Source organism: Stenotrophomonas sp. C-A (assembly GCF_054030835.1).
Window position 1 is genome coordinate 1,195,784 of sequence record NZ_CM132916.1, and the last position, 22,962, is coordinate 1,218,745.

Annotated in this window: 21 protein-coding genes; 7 read left to right on the top strand and 14 right to left on the bottom strand. The window is 67.2% G+C overall.

Going from position 1 to position 22,962, the window contains the following annotated elements:
* Positions 1-12 precede the first annotated feature (12 nt).
* From ACW5IY_RS05640 to ACW5IY_RS05655, 4 genes are all read left to right on the top strand, one after another.
* Entirely contained in the window at positions 13-873 is an 861-nt protein-coding gene (locus ACW5IY_RS05640) for a DUF2306 domain-containing protein (RefSeq protein WP_053091865.1), read from the top strand.
* Positions 874-907: 34 nt separating this feature from the next.
* Positions 908-1,969 (top strand): sensor histidine kinase, encoded by a 1,062-nt coding sequence (locus ACW5IY_RS05645; RefSeq protein ID WP_239682904.1) that lies wholly within the window; start codon positions 908-910, stop codon positions 1,967-1,969.
* Positions 1,966-2,739 (top strand): LytR/AlgR family response regulator transcription factor, encoded by a 774-nt coding sequence (locus tag ACW5IY_RS05650; protein WP_049434558.1) that lies wholly within the window; start codon positions 1,966-1,968, stop codon positions 2,737-2,739. Before ACW5IY_RS05645 ends, ACW5IY_RS05650 begins: the two co-directional genes overlap by 4 nt.
* A 90-nt stretch (positions 2,740-2,829) precedes the next feature.
* Positions 2,830-4,089, top strand: a complete 1,260-nt coding sequence (locus ACW5IY_RS05655) for an MFS transporter (protein ID WP_049434560.1) — start codon at positions 2,830-2,832, stop codon at positions 4,087-4,089.
* Between the two features lie 4 nt (positions 4,090-4,093).
* Here ACW5IY_RS05655 and ACW5IY_RS05660 read toward each other — a convergent pair whose 3' ends face one another.
* Positions 4,094-5,041: a nucleoside hydrolase gene (locus tag ACW5IY_RS05660; protein ID WP_049434562.1), complete on the bottom strand. Its 948-nt coding sequence runs from the start codon at positions 5,039-5,041 to the stop codon at positions 4,094-4,096.
* 151 nt (positions 5,042-5,192) lie between these two features.
* Here ACW5IY_RS05660 and ACW5IY_RS05665 point away from each other — a divergent pair, with 151 nt between their 5' ends.
* Entirely contained in the window at positions 5,193-5,525 is a 333-nt protein-coding gene (locus ACW5IY_RS05665) for a hypothetical protein (RefSeq protein WP_049434564.1), read from the top strand.
* A gap of 110 nt (positions 5,526-5,635) precedes the next feature.
* Here the strand turns inward: ACW5IY_RS05665 and ACW5IY_RS05670 are convergent, their stop codons facing one another.
* From ACW5IY_RS05670 to ACW5IY_RS05730, 13 genes are all read right to left on the bottom strand, one after another.
* Entirely contained in the window at positions 5,636-6,355 is a 720-nt protein-coding gene (locus ACW5IY_RS05670; protein WP_019336976.1) for a GntR family transcriptional regulator, read from the bottom strand.
* 56 nt (positions 6,356-6,411) lie between these two features.
* The gene (locus ACW5IY_RS05675) at positions 6,412-7,779 is read right to left on the bottom strand and encodes an SLC13 family permease (protein ID WP_049434566.1); all 1,368 of its coding nucleotides are present in this window, start codon (positions 7,777-7,779) and stop codon (positions 6,412-6,414) included.
* 104 nt (positions 7,780-7,883) lie between these two features.
* Positions 7,884-8,804 (bottom strand): malonate decarboxylase subunit epsilon, encoded by a 921-nt coding sequence (gene mdcH, locus ACW5IY_RS05680; protein ID WP_049434568.1) that lies wholly within the window; start codon positions 8,802-8,804, stop codon positions 7,884-7,886.
* Complete coding sequence (mdcB, locus tag ACW5IY_RS05685) at positions 8,801-9,658, bottom strand: triphosphoribosyl-dephospho-CoA synthase MdcB (RefSeq protein WP_049434569.1); 858 nt, start codon at positions 9,656-9,658, stop codon at positions 8,801-8,803. Before mdcB ends, mdcH begins: the two co-directional genes overlap by 4 nt.
* Complete coding sequence (mdcG, locus tag ACW5IY_RS05690) at positions 9,655-10,296, bottom strand: malonate decarboxylase holo-[acyl-carrier-protein] synthase (RefSeq protein WP_049434571.1); 642 nt, start codon at positions 10,294-10,296, stop codon at positions 9,655-9,657. Before mdcG ends, mdcB begins: the two co-directional genes overlap by 4 nt.
* Positions 10,289-10,993 (bottom strand): biotin-independent malonate decarboxylase subunit gamma, encoded by a 705-nt coding sequence (gene mdcE / locus ACW5IY_RS05695; RefSeq protein ID WP_049434681.1) that lies wholly within the window; start codon positions 10,991-10,993, stop codon positions 10,289-10,291. Before mdcE ends, mdcG begins: the two co-directional genes overlap by 8 nt.
* Positions 10,994-10,995: 2 nt before the next feature.
* Positions 10,996-11,904, bottom strand: a complete 909-nt coding sequence (locus tag ACW5IY_RS05700) for a biotin-independent malonate decarboxylase subunit beta (RefSeq protein ID WP_049434573.1) — start codon at positions 11,902-11,904, stop codon at positions 10,996-10,998.
* A complete protein-coding gene (gene mdcC, locus ACW5IY_RS05705) occupies positions 11,901-12,221 on the bottom strand; it encodes a malonate decarboxylase acyl carrier protein (protein ID WP_049434575.1) in 321 nt (106 codons plus the stop codon). Before mdcC ends, ACW5IY_RS05700 begins: the two co-directional genes overlap by 4 nt.
* Before the next feature lie 10 nt (positions 12,222-12,231).
* Positions 12,232-13,875: a malonate decarboxylase subunit alpha gene (mdcA, locus tag ACW5IY_RS05710; protein ID WP_049434577.1), complete on the bottom strand. Its 1,644-nt coding sequence runs from the start codon at positions 13,873-13,875 to the stop codon at positions 12,232-12,234.
* Positions 13,876-14,065: 190 nt separating this feature from the next.
* Positions 14,066-16,258, bottom strand: coding sequence for a TonB-dependent siderophore receptor (locus ACW5IY_RS05715; RefSeq protein WP_049434579.1), 2,193 nt, complete (start codon positions 16,256-16,258; stop codon positions 14,066-14,068).
* A 325-nt stretch (positions 16,259-16,583) separates the two neighbouring features.
* Positions 16,584-18,278, bottom strand: coding sequence for a malate dehydrogenase (quinone) (gene mqo / locus ACW5IY_RS05720; RefSeq protein ID WP_049434581.1), 1,695 nt, complete (start codon positions 18,276-18,278; stop codon positions 16,584-16,586).
* A gap of 194 nt (positions 18,279-18,472) precedes the next feature.
* Positions 18,473-18,919, bottom strand: coding sequence for a GNAT family N-acetyltransferase (locus ACW5IY_RS05725; RefSeq protein WP_049434583.1), 447 nt, complete (start codon positions 18,917-18,919; stop codon positions 18,473-18,475).
* Between the two features lie 169 nt (positions 18,920-19,088).
* Positions 19,089-19,994: a LysR family transcriptional regulator ArgP gene (locus ACW5IY_RS05730; protein WP_006424060.1), complete on the bottom strand. Its 906-nt coding sequence runs from the start codon at positions 19,992-19,994 to the stop codon at positions 19,089-19,091.
* 138 nt (positions 19,995-20,132) lie between these two features.
* Here ACW5IY_RS05730 and ACW5IY_RS05735 point away from each other — a divergent pair, with 138 nt between their 5' ends.
* Positions 20,133-20,768: a LysE/ArgO family amino acid transporter gene (locus ACW5IY_RS05735; RefSeq protein ID WP_049434586.1), complete on the top strand. Its 636-nt coding sequence runs from the start codon at positions 20,133-20,135 to the stop codon at positions 20,766-20,768.
* Between the two features lie 167 nt (positions 20,769-20,935).
* Entirely contained in the window at positions 20,936-22,918 is a 1,983-nt protein-coding gene (locus tag ACW5IY_RS05740; protein WP_049434588.1) for an alpha/beta hydrolase family protein, read from the top strand.
* The last annotated feature ends 44 nt before the right edge of the window (positions 22,919-22,962 follow it).

Genomic DNA, 22,962 nt, shown 5'->3' on the forward strand with positions numbered 1-22,962 from the left:
GGAAGCCGTGCCATGTCCCTGCCTGCCCTTGCCATCACCGAAGGTCGCCCGGCGCGCGCCAACGGGGATCCCCTGCGGCGCCACCAGCGCCTGTTGCGGATCGGAGCCCTTGCCTGGCTGGGCGCTGCCGCGCTTGGCCAGCTGCTGTTTGCCATCTACATCGTGGGGTTCTACGGAAGCAGCACGCTGGCCGGCCAGCCGCAGCGCTGGAACGAGGTGATGCCACATGGCTATGCGGCCGGTGCGACGGCCTTCAATGCAGTGCTGGCGATGCACCTGCTGCTCGCGGCCGGCATCGTGCTGGGTGGTTGGCTGCAGCTGTGGCCTGCGTTGCGGCGCTGGGCGCCGGCCGTACACCGCTGGAATGGCCGGTTCTACATGGCGGCTGCCGCGTTGCTGGCGCTGGGCGGCCTGGCGATGGTGTGGATACGCGGTGGTGCCGCCGGTGACACTGCCCAGCACCTCGGTACCTCGCTCAACGCCGTATTGATCCTGTGGTTTGCGGCAGCAGCGTGGTGGCACGCGCGACAGCGACGCATCACCGAGCACCGCGTCTGGGCACTGCGCCTGTTCCTGGCGGTGGGCGGGGTGTGGTTCTTCCGCATCGGCCTGATGCTGTGGCTGCTGCTCAACCAGGGCCCGGCCGGCTTCGATGCGGATACGTTCACTGGGCCGGCGCTGACCGCTTTGGCCTTCGCGCAGACCCTGCTGCCCCTGGCGGTGCTGGAACTGTACCTGCGCGCCCAGCGGCAGGCGGGGGGCCTTCGTGCCTGGCTGGCCTGCGCGACGCTGCTGGTTGCGGCGCTGGCGACCCTGGCCGGCAGCCTGGCAGCGGCGGCGTTGATGTGGTGGCCGCCGCTCGCGGCCGGCTGACGTGCCGCAGTGGCGAAGCGCTATGCTGCCTGTCATGTCCGACGTACTGCCGCCACCGCCGGTTTCGCTGCTGCACCGGACCCTGTGGTGTGCAGGCATCTCGCTGGCGCTCGGTGCGCTGCTGGTCATCGACTGGCATCCGTGGTGGTCGGTACTGCCGCGCGCGCTGGCGCTGGGCGTGGCGGCGATGCTGGTGTTCACCGCGCTGGAGCGCTGGCCGCGGTCATTGCCGGGTTGGCTGTCGCGCTGGGTACTGCAGATCCTCGCAGTGGCGGCGGTGATTCCGCTGGGGACGCTGGCAATCTATCTGGCAGGCACCGACGCGGCAGCACCGCCGTTCTGGCAGGACCCCGATCGCTGGACCGGCTTCCTGACCCTCACCGTGGTTGGCCTGCTGGTGGCGCCATGGGTGGCGCTCGCCGCGCTGGTGCGGCACAAGGATGCGCTGGCCCGGCACCAGGCGCTGGCTTTCGCGCTCGAGCGCAGCGAACTGGAGCGACAGGCGCTGGAGGCACGCGTGCAGTTGCTGCAACGCCAGGTCGCCCCCCATTTCCTGTTCAACACCCTGGCCAACCTGCAGGCGCTGGTGGACAGCGGATCTCCGCAGGCATCGGTGGTGATGCGCCATCTGGTGGCCTACCTGCGTGGCAGCGTGCCGCGCCTGCAGCAGCCGATGGTACGGATGGAGGAAGAGATCGCGCTGGTGGCTGCCTACCTGGAACTGATGCACATGCGCATGCCGGATCGGCTGCGCTTCCGGCTGGAGATCGCAGAGGAGGCGCTGGCGCTGGCGTGCCCGGGCTTGTCCGTGCTGACCCTAGTGGAGAATGCGATCCGCCATGGCATTGACCCCTGCGAAGACGGTGGCGAGGTGGTGGTACGGGCCTGGCGCGAAGATGCCCGCTATGAAGTGAGTGTGAGTGACGACGGCCTGGGCCTGGCCGATGCCGCGCCGGGTCTTGGCACGGGCCTGCAGGCGCTGCGCCAGCGGCTGCAGCTGTTGTATGGCGATGCCGCTTCGCTGCAGTTGCAGGCGGGTCCGCAACGCGGTGCGATCGCGCGTCTTCGGCTCCCGGCCCGGGAGTGTGTGGCGTGATCGCCACCGCGCTCATTGCCGATGACGAACCGCTGCTGCGGCAGGCGCTGGCAGCGCAGCTGGCGCAGGCGTGGCCGCAGCTGCAGGTGGTGGCGCAGGCGCGCAACGGCCGCGAAGCGCTCCAGGCGTTCGAGACCCTGCGGCCGCAGGTCTGTTTCCTCGACATCCACATGCCGGGCCTGTCCGGTATCGATGTCGCCGCGCGCGTCGCGCGGCGTGCGCAGGTGGTGTTCGTCACGGCCTATGATGCCTATGCGGTGCAGGCGTTCGCACAGGGCGCGCTGGATTACCTGGTCAAGCCGGTGGACGCGCAGCGCCTGCACGATACGGTGCAGCGGCTGCAGCAGCGCCTCCAGCAGCCACCGCCGTTGCAGGACCTGCAACGGCAGCTGCAGCAGCTGGCCGAGCGCCTGTCGCTGCCGGCGCCGACGCCGCTGCGTTGGCTGCATGCGCAGGTCGGCAACGTGCTGCGGGTGATTCCCTGCAGCGCCGTGGACTTCCTGCGCGCCGACAGCAAGTACACGCAGGTCGGTTGGCGCGAGGACGATGGCCGCCCGGGCGAGGCCGTGATCGCGCTTCCGCTGAAGGACCTGGTGCAGCAGCTCGACCCGGACAGCTTCGTGCAGGTGCACCGCTCGGCGGTGGTCAACCGGCACGCGGTGAAGCTGCTGGTGCGCGGCGACAACGAGACCGCCCAGCTGCACCTGCGCGGTCGCGATGAGGTGTTGCCGGTCAGCCGACGCTATCTCGGTGCGTTCCGCGCCATGTAGGCCAGGTACTGACCCGCGTTTCACCCCGGACATGCCACCCTCCCTGGAACCTGCACAATCGGGATCGAGGCTGTTGAAGGCGAACACGCAATGACGGTAGCGCGGCAGCGCTCGATGTGGGTGGCCGGCCTGTCCACGGTAGTGGAGTGGTACGACTTCACCCTGTACCTGTACTTCGCCACGGTGCTGTCGCGGGTGTTCTTCGGTGGTGGCGAGCAGGCGCTGCTGGTCACGCTGGCCGGCTTTGCGGTGTCCTACCTGATGCGCCCGCTGGGCGCGCTGTGTTTTGGCCATCTGGGCGATCGGCTAGGCCGGCGCTGGATGCTGCTGGCTTCGATGGCGTTGATGGCAGCGGCAATGCTGGCCACTGCCCTGCTGCCGACAGCGGCCACGGCAGGTACTACAGCAGGCGTGCTGCTGCTGGTACTGCGCTGCGTGATGGCGTTTTCGGTCGGCGGTGAATACACCGGCGTGGTGGCGTACCTGCTGGAAAGCGCACCCGTGCGGCGACGAGGCCTGGTGACCTCGCTGGCGTCGGCAGCCAGTGAAGTGGGGGCGCTGCTGGCGGTGGCGATTTCCGCGCTCACTGTCGCGCTGCTGCCCACCGCGCAGCTGGACAGCTGGGGCTGGCGCATTCCGTTCTTCTTCGGTGCCGCGCTGGCACTGGTGATCCTGGTTGCACGCTCGGGCATGCACGAGTCGCCGGAGTTCGAGCGTCAGCGGCGCGAGGGCAGCATTCCCGCCACGCCGCTGCGGCATGTGTTGCGCCACCATCCCGCAGCAGTGGCGCGCACCTTCGCGATCTCGGCGCTGGGCTCGATCACCTACTATGTGGGCATCACCTACGTGCCGGCGTTCCTGCATGCGCAGGGCCACGACGAAGGCGACGCGCTGTGGTTGTCGACGATTGCGGCGGTGGCGGTGATTGCGATCACCCCGCTGTGCGGTGCGTTGTCCGACCGTGTGGGGCGCCGGCCGATGTTGCTGGGCCTGACGTTGCTGGCGGCGCTGCTGCCGCTGTCCCTGTTCGCCTGGATGGCACAGGCGCCGCCGCTGGGCATCGCGCTGGCGGCGGTGCTGCTGGCCTGCGTGGCCGGTGGTGTCAGTGCGGTCGCGGCCCCGGCCACGGCCGAGCAGTTCCCGGGCGAAGGCCGGGTCAGCGGGTTGGCACTGGGTGTGACCATGGCCACCGCGGTGTTCGGCGGCGCGACGCCTTGGCTGGCGCAATGGTGGGTGGAACGCAGCGGCTGGGCGGCGGCACCGGGCGCGATGATCGCGCTGGTGGCGGTACTGGTGCTGCCGGTGCTGTGGACCCTGCCCGAGACGGTCCCGGGCAGGGCCAGACGCTAGCCGATCAGACCTTCAGGGTCTGCTCGATGTCGGCCAGTACCGCGGCCGCATCCACGCCGATGGCGACGGACTGCAACACGTGGTCATCCCACACGCTGGGGCCGAAGCCCATGCCTTCCGGCTTCGGAATGGTCATGCCACGGGCAACGCCGTCGGTGGCCACGCGCACGCTGGCACGCTCGAACTGGAACAGCTCCGGACGGGTCAGCGCGATGCAGGCGCAGCAGTCGTGCACGACCATGCCCTTGTGGCCGGCCTGCAGGTAGAAGTCCACGTAGTCCTGTGACAGTGCACGGACCAGCTCGGCGTCGGCACCGCCGAGGGCGGCCAGCTTATCCAGGCCGTCACGGTCCATTTCCACGCGGGTGGTCACGTCCAGGCCGATCGCGGTGACCGGCCAATCGGTGGTGAACACCACATCGGCTGCTTCGGCATCGCCCCAGATGTTGGCCTCGGCGGCTGGGGTGATGTTGCCGTTGACATGGAAGGCGCCGCCCATCAGCACCACGCCGCGCACCAGGCCGGCGATGTCCGGGGCCTGCTGCAGGGCCAGGGCCAGGTTGGTCATGCGGCCCACGGCGACCAGGGTCACCTCGCCCGGATGGGCGCGGACCAGGTCGATGATCAGCTGGTGGGCGGGGCGCGCGTCGGCGGTCACGTCCAGTTCGGCCGGCACCGGGTGGTTGCCCAGGCCGTTGTGGCCGTGGATGTGCACCGGCCAGGCTTCCGGGGTGGCTTCCGGCTGCAGCGGGCCACCGGCACCGCGCGCGACCGGGGCGGCAAAGCCCCAGGCCTGCTTCAGGTACAGCGCATTGTGCGTGGTCGACTCCACCGAGGCATTGCCGAAGGTGGTGGTGACGCCGATCAGGTCGATCTGGGCGTGCTTGTGCAGGTACAGCAGGGCCAGGGCGTCGTCGACGCCCGGGTCGGTATCGAAAATGACTTTCAGCATGTTGTTGTTCTTCTTCTTCCGTGTGGTGCGGGGGGCGCCGGCGGCCCGGAGACAGACCGGCGCGCCCTACATTGTCCCATCTTCATGACAGGCAGGGCCAATGCCGGCGCGGCGGGCCATAATGCCCCCAGTCCAGGCACGGAGTCGCCGCATGCTGATCGTTGCCCTTCTGCTGGTCCTGCTGGTGCTGAGCCTGAACGTGGTGGCTACCGTGGTGATCGTCAGGCGTGATGGCCTGTCGGCGGGCGGCCGGACGGTGCAGTTGCTGCTGATCTGGCTGCTGCCGCTGGTGGGCGCAATACTGTGCATGGCGGTGGCCACGGCCGATGGCTCGGGAAGCCGGGGGGACAACGGTCTCGGCGGTGCCTACGATTACTCGGGCGGGTATTCCGGCGACAACTACAGCCAGCACAACCACAGCAGCTCCGACTGTGGAAGCGACGGCGGCAGCAGTGACGGTGGTGGTGGCAGCTGCAGCGATTGAGGTCTCTGTAGAGTCGAGCCATGCTCGACTGCACTTCGCTCCAACGCCGCGGTGCCTGGTCGAAAAGCAGTCCAGCATGGCTCGACTCTACAAAAGCGACGACGGCCCGCTCAGCCGCCGCCTTCGGTCGGCAGCGGCGCCGGCACATTCAACAACCCGCCTGCCGCGACATAGGCGGCCAGCGCCTGGCCCTGGCTGAGCAGGTGGCGCTCCATGGTGCGTTCGGCGGCGGCGGCATCGCGCCTGCGGAAACACTCCATCAGTTCGCGGTGCTCGGCCAGCGACTGCGCGGTACGGCCCGGAGTCAGCAGCTGGCGGCCACGGTGCATCTTCAGGATGCGGTGCAGGTCGTGGGTGATCCGGATCAGCCACGGGTTGCCGGCGTAATGTTGCACGGTCTCGTGAATGAGGTAGTTGTTGCGGTAGTACTCGGCGATGTTGCCTTCGGCCGCTGCCGTCTCCATTGCTGCATGCAGGTCTTCCAGCTGCTGCACACCGGCATCGTCGATGTGCTTCACCGCCTCGTGCGCGCAGCGGCCTTCCAGCATAGCCATCACCGGAAACAGCTGGTTGAGGTCTTCCAGCGTCAGTCGCGTGACCCTGCTGCCACGACCCGCATCGATCTGCACCAGGCCTTCGGCAGCAAGCAGCTTCAGCGCCTCGCGCAGCGGCGTGCGGCTGATGCCCAGTTCTTCGCACAGCGCGGGCTCGTCGATCCACTCGCCCGGCGGCAGGCGATAGTCATAGATGCGTTCGCGCACGTGTTCGGCCACCTCTTCGTACAGAGGTGCGCGCTTCTTCGGTGACCGCGGGGCAGGGGCAATAGCCATGCGCAGAGTGTAACGCCAGGTCGTGCCGACCAGTGGCCGGCACGACCGTTCGACGGTTACATCCAGCCCGGCACCACGAACACCAGCCAGGCCAGCAGCGGCCCCAGCGCGACCACCAGACCGCTGTACACCAGGAAGCGGCGGAACAGGGTCTCGCGCTCTTCCTTCGCGGCCGAGGCCACCACCAGTGCGCCATTGGTGGAGAACGGGCTGACATCGACGATGGTGGACGACACCGCCAGCGCGCAGATCACGCCGGCGGCGCTGAGGTGGCCCTGCATCAGGAACGGCACCGCCAGCGGAATCGTGGCGCCCAGCACTGCGGCCGACGAAGCGAATGCAGAGACGATGCCACCGACATAGCAGACCAGCAGTGCACCGAGCAGCGGGATGCCGATGTCGGACACACCATTGCCGATGAAGTCCACCGCGCCGGCATGTTCCAGCACGCCGATGTAGGTCACCACGCCGCAGATCAGCAGCACGGTGGACCAGCTGATGCCATCGACCGCACCCTTCTGGCTTTGTGGCGACAACAGCGCCAGCGCCACCGCCACGGTGATCGAGACCAGGCCGACGTTGAGGTTGTAGATCAACGCGGCAACGCCCAGGCCGAGCAGGCCGATCAGGGTGAACAACCGCTCGCGGGTCAGGCTCACCGCATCCAATGCCGCCGGATCATTGCTGAGCGTGCCGCCGCCTGCCGCGACCAGCGCGCCATGGCCTTCGATCGCGAACTGGCGCGACGACGCCTGCGGGCCACCGGCCATCGCCAGTTCGGCAGTGCCGATCGTTCCTGCTGCGGTGATCGAGCCGCGACGCAGCAGGGCGATGCCACCGAAGGCGAAGAAGCAGATCGTCGCCATCATGAAGTTGAAGCCCAGGCTGGTCAGGAACACCGCCATCTCGGTCACTTCAAGCCCGGCCTTCTGCACCACGCCGTTGGTGATGCTGCCGTACACGCTGATGGGCGAGAAGCCGCCGGCCTGCGCACCGTGGATGACCAGCAGGCCCATCATCAGCGGGTTGATGTTGTATTGCTTGGCAAAGCGCAGCGCGACCGGCCCGATGATCGCCACCGCGGCGGGGCCGAGTGCGCCGAAGGCGGTGAGGACCGCGGTGATGACGAACATCACCCACGGAATGGCCACGATATGGCCGCGTACCGCTTTCACCGCCCAGTGCACCAGCAGGTCGATGGTGCCGTTCTTCTGCGCGATGGCGAACAGGTAGGTGATGCCGACCAGGGTCAGGAACAGATCGCCGGGAAAGCCGGCCAGGACCTCCTTGCCGCCCATGTCGACCCACAGCCCACCGATGATGAAGGCCAGCGCGAAGGCGACGGCGCCCATGTTGATCGGCATCGCCGTGGCGACGATGAACATGATCACCAGACCGATGATCGTTGCGATTTGTGGACTCATGCGCCCTCCCAGACACGTGACTCACGTACAGCGCGGATGGAGACCCGCCATCCCGGGGTAAGGCGACGTACTGCGTGTTGCGTGATACGTACTGCTCGAACCCGTTACTGCAGCCGTTCCAGCGCGCTGCGGACCCAGGCCGCGGCGCCTTCAAGGCTCTGGAACTCTTCCACCGCGCGCACTTCGCAGCACGGATAGGCCGGCGCGACCATGCGCGCCAACGCGTTGCCCGGGCCCAGCTGCAGGAATACCCGCGCGCCGCGCTCGAAGGCCTGGCGCATCACCTGCGCCCACTCGATGGTCTGCGCCAGCTGCAACGACAGCGTGTGGACCGCCGTTGTGCGATCCCGCACCGGACGCGCATCGATGCCGGCCAGCAGCGGCAGGCGCGGGGCCTGTAGCGCGGAGGCATCGAGGGCCGCAGCGAACGGTGCGACCGCCGCTGCCAGCAGCGGTGTGTGCGCCGGAACGTGCACCGGCAGCGGCCGGATGCCTGCACCGCGTGCACGCGCTGCATCGGCCAGGCCCTGCAGCGAGGCGTGCGTGCCGCCCACGATGAAATGGTCGTGCCCGTTGGCGATGGCCACGTACGCACCGTGCAGATCGCACAGCGGCTGCAGTACGTGGCGTTCCAGGCCAAGCACCGCCTGCAGACCTGCGTCGGCGGGGCTGGCGCTGTCCATCAACCACGCGCGCCGAGCGGCGAGAGCCAGGCAGGTGGCGGCATCAACGCTGCCGGCGATCGCATGCGCGGCCAGTTCACCGATGCTGTAGCCGGCCACCAGCACCGGTGCTTGCACCGCTTCGCGAAGTCCCTGCCAGTGCGCGAGGCTGGCTGCACACAGCAGGGGCTGCGCGAGTGCATTGCCGAAGCGCGATTCGTCAGCGGCCGCCGCGAACACATCGCGTCCAAGCACTGCGCTGGCAGCCTCCAGTACGTTGCGCGCGGCAGGCAGATCGCGCACGTGCTCGAACATCGCGGCGTGCTGCGCGCCTTGCCCGGGGCAGAGCAGGGCAAGGCTCATACGCCCTCCTGCTGCAGCAGGAACCAGCTGCAGGCAAGCAGATCAGCACTGCCACCAGGGCTCAGGCGGCGTGCGACGAAGCGCTCACCGATGCCGTGCAGGCGTGCCTGCCAGCCGGGTACGAAGGTACCGCCGCCCTGCAGAAAACGGCGCGCCTGCCGCTGGGACCAGCGCAGGCCGTCGGCGCCGCCACGGTGCAGCAGGTTGAGGTCATCCACGCACGCGATCAGCTGCATCAGGGTCTGGCACATCGCGGCCTCGCGTGGCAGGCCGCTGGCCAGTGCGTGGCGCAGGGTAGGCAGTGCCACGTCGCGCAGCAGCGGGTAGCCGGTGGCCGCTTGTTCGCGCACACCTTGCACGCCGTGCCGCGCGCGCGCGCGCTGGCCAGGGCTGTTCGCATCCAGAGGTGCGCCGGCGAGCTCGGCAGCCCAACGGCGCACTTCCTGGCAGACCTGTTCGGCTGCGATGGCATGGCCCGCGCGGCCCTGGCAGACAGCGGACGCGGCCACCAGCAGCCCAAGGCTGAAGATCGCACCGCGATGGGTGTTGATGCCCGCGGTGGCGTGCAGCATCGATATCTCAGCGGCGATGCCATGCGCCCGCAGTGTCTGGAACGGCGCCGCGCTGGCACCGGCGTCGGCCACGGCGATGAAGTAGTGGCGCAGCGCGAACAGACTTCGCAGGAACGTGCCGGCGTCCATGTCGCGATGGCTGCCGGTGTCGAAGGGTGTGACCAGCCCGGGCTTGGGCGCCAGTGCCAGCTCCGCGTGCAGGCTGGCGATGGCGAGGCGCCCCAGTCGCGCGCTGTTCACGGCAGCGACTGGCCTGAGTGCAGGTTGCACGACGGCGTTCATGCGCTCACCCCGGTGGAGGCGAACAACGCCTCGCGCAGTTCCAGAGCGGCACCATCGAGGCGCTTGACCAGTACCTCGCGGCTGCGTCCGGCGTACTCGCGCCAGTTCACGGCGGCGTCGCCGCCCAGGCACAGCTCGCCATCGACCCGCCGGTCGTGTTCGGCTTCCCATGCCTGTAGCCGTGCAGCCAGGGCATCGGCCTGCGCGGTGGTGTCGATCGGCCACAGCAGATCGACGTCCGAGCGCGCGTGCACATAGCGCAGGCCAGTGAGGTGCTGCCACGCGAAGGCACCGATTACGCGCGCCCCAGCGATGTTCTGCAGCACTTCAAGGGGCCGCTGCCAGTCCTGTGGAACGTCGCCTTCCAGCACCGTCTGAAGTGTCGGCGGCGGCGCGGTGCGCAGCACATCGTGTGCTGGTACGCGCAGGGCCAGGCGCAGTTTGCCCTCGACGGGCGGTAGCGGCACGCCCAGACGCAGGCGCGGGTCCGCATCATCGGCGGCACGTCGCGCGACGATGGCCGGCCGGCCCTGCGCAAACCAATCGGCCAAGCGCGACTCATGCGCGGCAATGTCCGCCTGCCAGCCGGCGTGCGCTGACAGCCAGACCAGCGTATGGCGGGGCAGCCGCTCAGGCATCGCCCTGGCTCACGGCAGCAGCCACGCGTGCGGCCAGCATGCGCCCGCCACGTTCGGCTCCGCGCACGGCGCGGCGGTCGCCATCGGCGGGCGTGCGCAGTGCCTGCAGCAGGTGGACGGCCAGGTTGCCGTTCCAGATCGAGTCCACCGCACCCATCGCTACGTAGTTTTCCACGCCCGGCGCGAACACCGGTGAGGTCTGGCTGAGCGACTGCAGTTTCTCCAGCGGCTGCTTGGTCACCCGTGCCATCGCGCGCAGGTCCATCACCCGCACCTGTGCATCGGGCAGGGCGTGGATGTAGTCGGCCATCAGGCCGAATGAGAGGAAGCCGCCACTGACGGATTCACCATAGACCAGCGTTACAAGCCGCGAGCCGCGTCGACGCGCGAGATCCAGCGTCTGTGCCAGATGCGCGAAACAGCCATTGATGCCAAGCAGTTCGTCGCGCCGCGCCAGGCGCTGGCCGGCGGTATCCACCAGCATCACAATCGGCCGCTGAGGATGTGCGCGGGTGCTGGCCAGCACCGTCCCGGCCAGTGCCAGTGCGTGGTCCACGCCGACTTCGAGTTTGTCGGCGGTACCGATCACGGTCACCTCGCCGTCCTCGGTGGTAGCGCTGCCGGTCAGCACCGAATCGTTCACCGCAATGGCATGCCCCTGCGGGAACAGGGCATCGAGCAGGCTCTGCAGTTGCATGCTCATGGCAGGCTCCGGTCGGCGGTGGCGATGAGGAACTCATCGGTGTCGAGCAGTGGCAGGCGTTCGGGGTGGGGAATGCCCAGCCGCGCCCAGATCTCCAGGCCATCGCGGCAATCGCTCCAGGCCTGCACGCGCGCCTTCAATGCCACATGACGTTCCTGCAGCGCGGCCAGTGCAGTATCTGAATCGGTGCTGCAGGTATCGGGCTGCAGCGCATCGAATGCCGCCTGCGCGAACGCCTCGATGGCATCGGGAACCAGCACCTGCGCCTGGTCGATCAGGTAGCGGTGCTTGCCACCGGTTACACGCCAGACCAGCGCACGATCGCGGGAATCAAACTCTTCCACACCGCGTACTGTCTCGATCACTTCCGGCCCGGACAGCGACAGGCGTCCCTCTTCGGACATGATGACCGTGCTGCAGCAGCGGGCCACGATGCCCATGCCGCCGAAGGCGCCGTTGCCGCTGCCGATCAGCGCGATCACCGGCACGCCCGCTGCACGCGCGTCCAGGGTGGCGCGCATGATCTCGGAAATGGCGATGAGCCCTGCATTGGCTTCGTGCAGGCGCACGCCGCCGGTGTCGAGCAGGAGCAGCACCCCGTCAGGGCGGGTTGCCGCCGCACGGCGCAGCAGCCCGGTCAACTTGGCGCCATGCACTTCGCCCACGCCGCCGCCCATGAATTCACCCTGCTGTGCGGCCAGCAGCACGCGTCGGCCGCGCAGTGCGGCTTCGCCAACAACGATGCCGTCGTCGAACGCCGCGGGCTGGTCGAGCTGTGCCAGATGCGGGCTCATCATCCGCCGTGCCGGGCCGAGGAATTCGCGGAACGAACCCGCGTCGATCAACCCGGCGATGCGCTCGCGCGCATCGGCTTCGTAGTAACTGTGGCGCTGCGTCCGGTTCATCGTGCATCTCCAGCAAGCAGGGTTTCCACGGCCTGGTCCAGTCGCAGGCTGACCACCGCTGGAGTCGCACCCGCATCGTTGATCGAGATGCGTACATCGCGCAGCGGATGACGCTGTGCGAAGTCGCTGATCACCGCTTGCCACACGTTGCCGAAGCCCTGCGCGGCGGTAATGATGCGCACCGTCATCGCGCCGTCCAGTGCGGCCGGCTCCAGCAGGATTTCCAGGTTGCCCGAGGCCAGCACGCCGACCAGCACCGCATCGCGCGGAAACTGCACCGCAGTGTGTCCTTCGAATCGATAGTCGAGGGTTTCCATGCTCAGCCCCTTACCAGTTGCGGAAGCGCTTGGGCGGGTCGTACAGTCCGCCGGACCAGCGCACCAGGTCCTTCACCGAACGCGCCGCCAGCAGGTCACGGCTGGCATCGCGCACAGAGATGCCCAGGTCGTCGGGACGGCGGATCACGCCGCGGTCGCGCAGGTTTTCCACCATCGCGCGGTCGCGGCCCATGCCCACGGCGGTATAGCCGGCCACGCCACGGATCGCCTGTTCGCGCTCCTCAGGGGTGCGGCACAACAGCAGGTTGGCGATGCCTTCCTCGGTCAGCACATGGCTGACGTCGTCGCCATAGATCATCACCGGCGGCAGCGGCATGTCCGCACGTTCGGCCAGTTCCCACGCATCGAGGCGTTCGACGAAGGCCGGCGCCATGTGCTCGCGGAAGGTTTCCACCATCTGCACCACCAGCTTGCGCCCGCGCGGCATTTCGCCCGGGCGTGCTGCCTGCTGGCCGGCCTTGATCCAGGCATCGCTGGCGTGGCGGCGACCGCGCGCATCCGAGCCCATGTTTGGTGCGCCACCGAAGCCGGCGATGCGGTCGCGGGTGGCGGTGGAGCTGTTGCCCTGCAGGTCGATCTGCAATGTGGAACCGATGAACATGTCGCAGGCATACAGGCCGGCGGTCTGCGAGAACGCACGATTCGAGCGCATCGAGCCATCGGCACCGGTGAAGAACACATCGCCTCGCGCGGCGATGTACTTCTCCATGCCCAGTTCCGAACCGAACGAGTGCACTGACTTCACGAAGCCCGATTCAATGGCAGGAATCAGTGCCGGGTGTGGGTTCAGTGCCCAGTGCTGGCAGATCTTTCCCTTCAGGCCGAGCGATTCGGCGTAGGTGGGGAGCAGCAGTTCGATGGCCGCCGTATCGAAGCCGATGCCATGGTTGAGGCGGTTCACGCCGTACTCGGCGTAGATGCCCTTGATGGCCATCATCGCCATCAACACCTGGATCTCGGAGATCTGCGCCGGGTCGCGGGTGAACAGCGGTTCGATATGGTTCGGCTTCGGTGCCTGCACCACGAAGTTGACCCAGTCAGCGGGAATGTCGACGCGGGGGAGGGTGTCGACGATTTCGTTGACCTGGGCAATGACGATGCCGCCACCGAAGGCGGTGGCTTCGACGATCACCGGCGTGTCTTCGGTGTTCGGGCCGGTGTAGAGGTTGCCGTGGCGGTCTGCGGCCTGCGCGGCGACCAGGGCCACGCGCGGGGTCAGGTCGATGAAGTAGCGGCCGAACAGTTCCAGGTAGGTGTGGATGGCACCGATCTGGATGCGCCCTTCAGCCACCAGGTTGGCCAACCGCACCGACTGCGGGCCAGAGAACGAGAAGTCCAGTTTCGAAGCGATACCACGCTCGAATACATCCAGGTGCGAGGGCAGCGACAGCACCGACTGCACCATGTGCAGGTCGTGCACCCGTGCCGGGTCGAGGTCGGCCAGGGCCTGGGCGAGGAAGTCGGCCTGCTTCTGGTTGTTGCCCTCCAGGCAGACTTTGTCGCCTGGCTCCAGCAGTGCGTGCAGCAGCTCGCCCACATCGGTGGCGGCGACCTCGCGTCCCCGGGCCCACGGCGCGGCACGTTCCAGGCGGGCCTGGCGGCTGCGTTCCAACGTATCCCAGCTCGGGTTCATCGACCGGCTTCCGATTGGTGTCGATGTAATTACGGCATAATTACGACGAGGGGTGCAACCTGCAGTGCAGCAAAAAGAAGGGCCCGCGCGAAGGCGGGCCCATTCAGGTAGGCCACGACGGTGGGTCGTGGCGGAGGGCGTGCCGACCAACGGTCGGCACCCACCAGGCACCCACCGGTTTGCGGGTGGCTCAGAACTTCCAGCGCAGGCTGGCCGACACGAAGCGCGGTTCGCCGTAGTTGTTGTAGTCCAGATTCGCCCAGTAGGTCTTGTCCAGTGCGTTGCGCACGCTCAGCGTTGCGGTCCAGCTGTCGCTGATGCGGTAGTTGGCATTGAACTGCACCAGCATGTAGGCCGGCTGGTTCACCGTGACCGTGCCGCCCAGCGGGTAGGCGATGTTGTAGCCCTGCACCTTGCTCTGCCACTGCAGGCCGCCGCCAACGCTCAGGCGTTCCAGGGCGCCGCGCAGCTGCAGCTGGGTGTTGAGCTGCAACAGATCCTTCGGCGGATTGGCGTACAGCAGGTCGGTAGCCGCGCGGGTGACCTTGACGTGGGTGTAGCCGGCATTGACCGTCCAGCCCGGCAGGATCTCGCCGTTGACGTCCATCTCCCAGCCGCGCGCCTTGGTGCCGTTGACGCCGACGTAGGCGGAGGTGCCATCGCTGAGCGAACCCTCCGGCACGCCCATGTCGCGCACCGCGTAGTTGTCCTGCTTGGCCTCGAACACGGCGGCATTGGCGGTCAGGCGGCCATCCAGCCACTGGGTCTTGATGCCTGCTTCCAGGTTCGAGCCCTGCACCGGTGCCAGCAGGTTCTCGTTGCGGTCCTTGAAGTTCTGCGGGTTGAAGATCTCGGTGTAGCTGGCATAGGCCGACACGTTCGGCGTGATGTCGTAGACCAGGCCCACGTAGGGGGTGACTTCATCGCTCACCTTGTACGCACCGCTGGTGCCGGTGTAGGCGCCTGCGGCATTGTACGAGCGGCTGAGGGTTTCCCAGCGACTCAGGCGCGCACCGGCAATCAGCGACAGCGGATCGGCCAGGCGCAGGCGGGTGGCCAGGTAGACGCCACTCTGCGTGGTCTTGGCCACGCGGCGTGCGCCGGTGCGACGGTAGGTCACTTCGGAGATGTCGCCGTTCCAGCTGTACACATTGGGGATGTAGTAGCAGCGCTCGCTGCCACAGCGCGCCCAGTCGGTCGGGTAGTTCAGTGCGAGGGTGTTGGTGGTGCCTTCCAGGTCCGACCACTGTGCGCCAACGGTGAGGTCGTGCTCGCGGCCGAACAGGTCGAAGCTGCCGGACAGGTAGGCATCGACATTGCGGCGGGTGTCCTTGGAATCACCGGCGGCGGCACGCAGGTAGATGCCCGAGCCGGTCACCGGGTCCGGGTTGCCGGTGCCGTACAGGCGCACGTTCTGCACGTTGCCGCGGGTGTAGGCGGTGTTGATCTTCAACAGCCAGTTGTCACCGAAGTGCTGTTCAAGGTTGGCGAACGCGGTGTTGCTCTCGCGCTTCCAGTAGCTCCACTTCGGCGACAGGTTGGTCGAACGCGGCAGGTGGGCGAAGTTGCCCTGGTTGTCGAAGAACGGCACGGTGCCCCAGGTCGAGCCGGTCGGGTTGTTGTCCTGGCTCTGGTAACCGAGGGTGATGGTGGTGCTGTCGGTGACGTCGCCTTCCAGCACTGCCATGCCGGCCATCTTGTTCTCGTCGTAGCGGTCGTAGTACAGGCCACGATCGGTATAGGCGGCGACCACGCGACTGCGGAAACGGCCGTCATTGGTCAGCGGCGCGGTCACGTCCGCCTCCATGCGCCGATAGTCCCAGCTGCCGGCGCTGACCGCGAACGAGGCATCGAACTCCTTGCCCGGGCGCTTGCGCAGCAGGTTGACCGTGGCCGACGGCACGCCGGCGCCACTGAGCAGGCCGTTGGCGCCGCGGATCACTTCGATGCGGTCGTAGAAGGCGGTGTCGTATTCCTGGTTGGTCGAACCGCTGTAGGTCGGGATGCCGTCGACCTGGAAGTCAGTGATGGCGAAGCCGCGTGCGTAGTACAGCGGACGCTGGGTGTCATAGAAGGACACGCTGACGCCGGTGACGTTGCGCATCACGTCGTTGATGCTGAACAGCGATTCGTCCTGCAGGCGCTTCAGGCTGATCGCAGTGGCCGACTGCGGGGTTTCCTGCAGGGTGATCGGCAGGCGGGTGGTGCTGGATGGCGGAGCGGACTGCTCGGCACGCACGCTGACCCGGTCCAGGGTCTTGGCATCGGCGGCGCCATCGGCGGAAGCAAACGCGCTGGGCGCGGCCAGCAGGGACAGCGACGAAAGCAGGGCAGCCGGCAGCAGCGCGCGGCGGGGCAGGCGGTTACGCAGGGTCAGGGACATGGTGGGCTCGAGGCTTGGAAGCGGGGAAGGGCGGCAACAGTCGTCCAGCACCCGGGGCGGCGGCTTCGGGCACATCAGGTCCATCTGGGAGGGGCGCGGTCACTGCGTAGGACGCAAATGTAAATAATTCTTAACAACATTACAATTCGCGTCATCGTGCATCGGCTTTCCGGCACCAGGCATCGCCTTCTGTAGAGCCGAGCCCATGCTCGGCTGCTTTTTGCTGGAGCCGAGCATGGGCTCGGCTCTACAGCAGGGAGCCGCCCCAAAAACGAACGGCCACCCGAAGGTGGCCGTCCGTCTGCATCGCAAGGAACGCGCAGGCTTACAGCGCCTGCAGTTCCTCGTTGGCGTTGCGCTTTTCCTTGACCGGAGCCGGAGCCGGAATTGCGGCCGGTGCAGGTGCTGCCGCGTTGGCATCCACCGGCACTTCCAGGTAGGGAAGGTGCAGGGTCTGGCTGGTCAGCGTGCGGATCTCGTTGACCAGCGCGGCGCTGTCGTTGAGCTTGCGCCCGTACGACGGCACGATCTCGCGCAGGCGCGCTTCCCAACCGGCCTTCATCTGGTCCGGGAAGGCCTTGGCCATCAGGTCCAGCATGATCGGCGGCGAGGTCGACGCACCCGGCGAGGCGCCGAGCAGGGCCGCGATGGTGTGGTCCTTGTCGGTCACGATCTCGGTACCGAACTGCAGCACCGGGCCCTTCAGCGGATCGCGCTTGATAATCTGCACGCGCTGGCCGGCGGTGATCAGCTTCCAGTCACCCGGCTTGGCATTGGGGAAGTACTTGACCAGCTCGGCCTGGCGGTCGGCATCGTTCAGGCGTGCCTGGCCCATCAGGTACTGCACCAGGTCCAGGTTGTCCTTGCCCACTTCCAGCATCGGGCCGACGTTGTTGTGGGTGACCGAGGAATACAGGTCCCACCACGAGCCGTGCTTGAGGAACTTGGTGCTGTACAGCGCGAACGGCCCGAACAGCACCACCGGCTTGCCGTCCAGCTTGCGCGCATCCAGGTGCGGCACCGACATTGGCGGCGAACCGGTCTCGGCCATGCCGTAGGCCTTCACGCCATGGCGCGAGGTCACGTCCTGGCCCTGGAAGGCGAGGAACTGGCCACCGACCGGGAAGCCGGCGTAGTCCTTCGACTCCGGAATGCCCGACATCTGCAGCAGCTTGAGCGCGGCGCCACCGGCACCGATGAACACGAAGCGGGCGTGGGTGGTGGATTCGGTGCCGGCCTTGAGGTCCTTCACCGTCACGTTCCAGCTCTTGTCGGTGTTCTGCCGCAGCGCGCTCACTTCGTGGTTGAGGTGCAGGCTGAAGTTCGGGCTGCGCTGCAGGCCGGTGGTCAGCTGGCGGGTGATCACGCCGAAGTTGACGTCGGTGCCCAGCGGCATCCAGGTCGCGGCGACCTTCTGCTTCGGGTCACGGCCTTCCATCAGCAGCGGTGCCCATTGCTTGATCTGGGCCGGATCCTCGGAGTACTGCATGCCGTAGAACAGCGGGTTCTTCACCAGGGCCTGCTGGCGCTTGTGCAGGTAGGCGATGTTGTCATCGCCCCAGACGAAGCTCATGTGCGGGGTCGGGTTGATGAAGTCGCTGGGCTGGCTCAGCCGGCCTTCCTTGACCTGGTGCGACCAGAACTGGCGCGAGACCTCGAACGATTCGGCGATGCCGACCGCGCGCTTGGTCTCGATGCTGCCGTCGGGCAGTTCCGGGGTGTAGTTCAGTTCGGCGAAGGCCGAGTGGCCGGTGCCAGCGTTGTTCCAGCCGTCGGAGCTTTCACCGGCGACGCCGTCGAGGCGTTCGTAGACCTGGATGTTCCAGTCCGGCTGCAGTTCCTGCAGGTAGGTGGCCAGGGTGATGCTCATGATGCCGGCGCCGACCAGCACAACGTCGACGGGCTTGTCGTTGCTGGCGGCGGGCACCGAGCGCTGGGTCAGCGGCCAGTACAGGAACAGCGCGGCGGCCAGCAACAGCAGCACGAGCAGGGCGAGCAGGGCCTTGCCAAATTTCTTCATGGGGGCGGGATCGTTGGCGGAGGGGAGGAGGTCAGGATGCGCATGGAGCAGGGAAAGGGCGTGAAGAAACAACGCCTTGCAGCATCCAGGTGCGATTCTAACCGGATCCGATCCTTTTTTGATGCAACGCAGCATCCGGCGCTTCGCACCATCCTCACCCGGTAGCGCCAGGCCTTGCCTGGCGACGCCTTCAATCAGACCAGCTCCAGAATCTCGTCTCCGGCGTCGTCGATCTCACCGGTCGGGCGCCACCCCAGGCGGCGGTAGAAGCCGTGCGAGCGCGATCGCGGGTCGGCCGAGCAGGCCAGGAACAGCCGCTGGTGACCGGCATCGCGGGTCAGGCTCACCACGTCCTGCAGCAGCTGGCGGCCGATGCCGCGGCCTTCGTAGTCCGGCAGCAGGGCCAGCACCAGCACCTCGCCGCTGTCGCGGTCGGCGAAGCAGTAACCGGCCATGCGCTCGCCCTCCCAGGCGATGCGGCCGATCGAATCGCCTTGGGCGATGCCGGCCGCCCAGCTGTCCTCGGTGATGCCCAGTTCCGCCAGCTGGGTGGCACTGAAGGCGTTCTCGCGGGTGCGCCCGCGCAGGTCGATGCAGGCGGCGGCATCTTCGGGGCGCGCATCGCGGACGAATACAGGCATGCAGGGCATCCTTGCAGTGATCGGCCGACCAGTATCCGCATCACGCATGGACCCGGTGTGGAGGTTTCGTGGAGGTTGGATGGAGCAAAAAGGGGACGGAGGGGATTAAGTCGTCTTTGCCCGATATGTCGTCTGGGTCTTAAACGACTTAATCCCCTCCGTCCCCTTTTCAGCGCTTGCGCCGGATCAGCGCCGAGGAGGCATCCAGCACCGCGCGGGTCAGCAGCGCCATGGTCTGCACGTCGCCCTTCCAGTGCTGCCAGTACAGCGGCACGTCTTCCCATGCGCGCTGGCGCACGTAGACCAGTCGCCCGGCGTCCAGATGCCGCTTGACCAAGGGCAGGGGGTTCATGGTCCAGCCCATGCCGCCCAGGTTGGCCTGCACGAAGGCGCGGGTGGACGGAATCCACCAGGTCGGCGCGGTGCTGGGCAGGTCGTCGCCGGCCATGCGCCGGGCGAAGCGCGACTGCATTTCGTCCTTGCGGTTGAATACCAGCACCGGGGCCTGCGCCAGCGCCTGCGCGGTTACGCCCTTGGCGAAATGGCGCTCGCGGAACTCGGGGGTACAGGTCGCTGCGTAGCGGATGCTGCCCAGCGCGTGGATCTGGCAGCCCTGCACCGGCTCGTCCAGCGTGGTCACCGCGCCCAGCACCGTGCCCTGGCGCAGCAGCTCCACGGTGTGGTCCTGGTCTTCCACGCGCAGGTCCAGCGTGGTGCCGGTGCTTTGCGCGAACTGTGAGGCGGCCTGCGGGAACCAGGTCTCCAGGCTGTCGTGGTTCACCGCCACCGGGATGCTTGCCTGGGGCAGGTCCTCGTCGGCCAGGCCCATACGGTGCAGGGCATCGTGTTCGAGCAGGGCGGTCTGCTCGGCCAGCTGCACCAGCACCTGGCCCTCGGCGGTGGCGGTGGCCGGAGTGCCGCGCTTGACCAGCAGGCGGCCGACCCGGTCCTCCAGCGCCTTGACCCGCTGCGAGATGGCCGAGGGCGTGACATTCAACGACTGTGCGGCGCGGTCGAAGCTGCCTTCGCGGATCACCGCGGCCAGGGCGCGCAGCTGGGCATGGTCGATACGCATCGAATTAAGTTCCGCTAATGTTGGTTTAGGAAGTTTAGCTCGTCTTTTCCATGTTGCGGCGCGACAATGGCGCCCGTTCCGGTGCTGTCCGCCTTCGCGAGGCACCGTCCCCCCAAGCAAGTAAAGGCAGTGAATCCCATGTTCTCGGTCATCTCCGCCAGCACCGGCCTCGGTGCCTGGTTCTCTGGTGCAGCTACCGGCATCGGCCTGTTCGCCGTGGTCGGGGCCCAGAGCGCCTTCATCCTGCGCCAGGGCATCCTGCGCAAGCACATCGTGCCGGTGGTTGCCACCTGTGCGGCCATCGATGCGATCTTCATCTTCGCCAGCGTGGCCGGCCTGCGCACGCTCACGTCGGCACTGCCGTGGCTGACCACCGCCGTGCTGTGGGCCGGCGTCGCGTTCCTGGCCTGGTACGCAATGAAGTCGGCACGCCGTGCGATCGCCGGTGGCGGTGGCATGGGCGAGGCTGACAGTGACGACGGCAGCCGCCGCGCGGTGCTGATGGCCGCGGTCGGCTTCTCGCTGATCAACCCGCACTTCTGGCTGGACATGATGGTGATCGGTTCGATTGCCGAGAACTTCGGCAACGCCCGCATGGCCTTCGCCGCCGGCGTGGTCACCGCCAGCTGCCTGTGGCTGACCGCGCAGGGCCTGGGTGCACGCCTGCTGGCGCCGCTGTTCACCAAGCCCAGTACCTGGCGCGTGCTCGACGGCACCATTGCCGTGATCCTCAGCATCCTGGCCCTTACGTTGGCGGTGCGCGGGGTCCACTGACCCGGCGCACGCCCCCCGAACCCACGTCCTGACTCTCTCTCCAAGGTAGTGGTAACGACGGCACCGGCAACGGTGCCGTCGTTTTTTGTGCCGATGTGGCGCGGCAATCGGTCACGTGCCTAGAATCGTGCATCCGGACAGGGTGTCCGGTTTTCCATGGGGGAAGGATGCGCAGGATTGTGCTGGCTGTACTGTTGGGAGCGGTTGTGGGTGGGGCATCGGCCGCAGCGCTGGACCTGGATCGCTATCTGCGTCAGGAGTCGTTTACCGACATCAAGATTTCGCCGGGGGGCGAGTACATCGCCGCGACGGTTCCGCTGGAGGCGGGAACCGCCTTGGCGATCTATCGCATTGCCGACATGAAGATGGTCGGCAGCTTCCGCCCGCCCCGCAACGATCACGCCCACACCTTCGACTGGGTCAGCAACGAGCGGCTGCTGGTGGGCATGGCACAGAAGTTCGGCGTGCTGGACCGGCCGACGCCGACCGGCGAACTGTTCGGTATCAATGCCAACGGCAAGGGCGGCGAGTTGCTGGTGGGTTACCGGGTTGCCGACCAGAGCCTGGGCACCAACATCAAGGTCAAACCGGCAGGCCTGGTGGCCGCGTACCTCAGCGATGAACTCAAGGATGACGATCGCAACGCACTGGTGACGGTGATCCCGCTGGTCGGCAGTTCGCATGCCCAGGTCGAGCGCATGGATGTGATCACCGGTCGCCGCAACGCGGTGGCACGGGCTCCCATCCCCGATGCGGACTTCACGATCGATGAGCAGGGCGAGGTGCGTTTCGCGCGCGCTGTTGTTACCGATGGCACGCAGAAGCTCTACTACCGCACAGGCAGCAACAGCGACTGGATCCTGCTCAACGATGAATCCCTGAGCAAGCACATCGAGCTGCCCCTTGGCTTCTCGGCCGACGGTCGCCTGGCGTACCTGCAGGTCGAGCAGGCAGACGGACCCGATGCCATTGTCAGCTGGGACCCCCAGAGCAATGAACGACGCACCGTGCTGCGCGATGAGAGCGCCGACCCGGCGCGCATCATCCGGCGCCCCGGCAGCCGCGTGCCGGTCGGGGCACTGTTCCTTGGCAGTGCGCCGCGAACGGCATTCTTCGATGACGCCTCGAACGAAGCCCGCCTTTACCGCAGCCTCGAAGCGGGCCTGGGCGGAGCGGCCTACATCACCTCCAGCACGCGCGATGGCAGGACGGTGCTGGTGGAAACCTGGTCAGGCAGCAATCCAGGCGATTTCTATCTCTATGACACGGTTGGCAAGAGTGCACGGCACCTGATCAGCCGGAGCGACTGGATCGACCCCGCGCTGGCGGCGGAGGTGCGTCCGATCAGCCTGAAGGCGCGTGATGGGCGTCCGCTGCATGGCTTCCTTACCGTCCCGCACGGCCGCGAGGCCCGTGCGCTGCCGATGGTGGTGGTGCCGCACGGAGGTCCGATCGGTGTTGCCGACGACGGCGCCTATGACACCGAGGCGCAGATGCTGGCGGCGGCAGGTTACGCGGTATTGCAGGTAAATTTCCGCGGATCTTCCGGTTATGGCCGGGCCCACATGCAGGCCGCGCGCAAGCAATGGGGACTGTCGATGCAGGATGACGTCACCGATGCCACGCGCTGGGCGATCGAACAGGGCGTGGCCGACAAGAACCGCATCTGCATCTACGGGGCCAGTTACGGTGCCTATGCGGCAATGATGGGGGCGGTGCGCGAACCGGGCCTCTACCAGTGCGCGGCGGGCTACGTCGGCATCTACGACCTGCCGTTGATGTACGCCCGTGGAGACATCCAGAGTGATGAGTCAGGCCTGGCCTATCTGCGCAACTGGCTGGGGTCGCCCAAGGATCTGGCAGAGCGTTCCCCGGTGAATCTGGCCGCGCAGGTGCGGGTGCCGGTATTCCTGGCCGCGGGGGGCCAGGACCAGCGTGCGCCGATCGTGCACAGTGAACGCATGGAAGCTGCGTTGAAGAAGGCCGGCTCGCCGGTGGAAACCCTGTTCGTCAAGAACGAAGGGCATGGTTTCTATTCTCCTGCCAATCAACGCACGTACTACAGCAGGTTGCTGGCCTTCCTCTCGCGCAGCCTGGGGGGACAGGTGGCCGCGCAGGCCGCGCCTGCGGAAAAGAGCAGCGCGCCCTGAACAAGCTGGGGGCGGCGGATGATCGATCCGCCGCCCCGGATTTT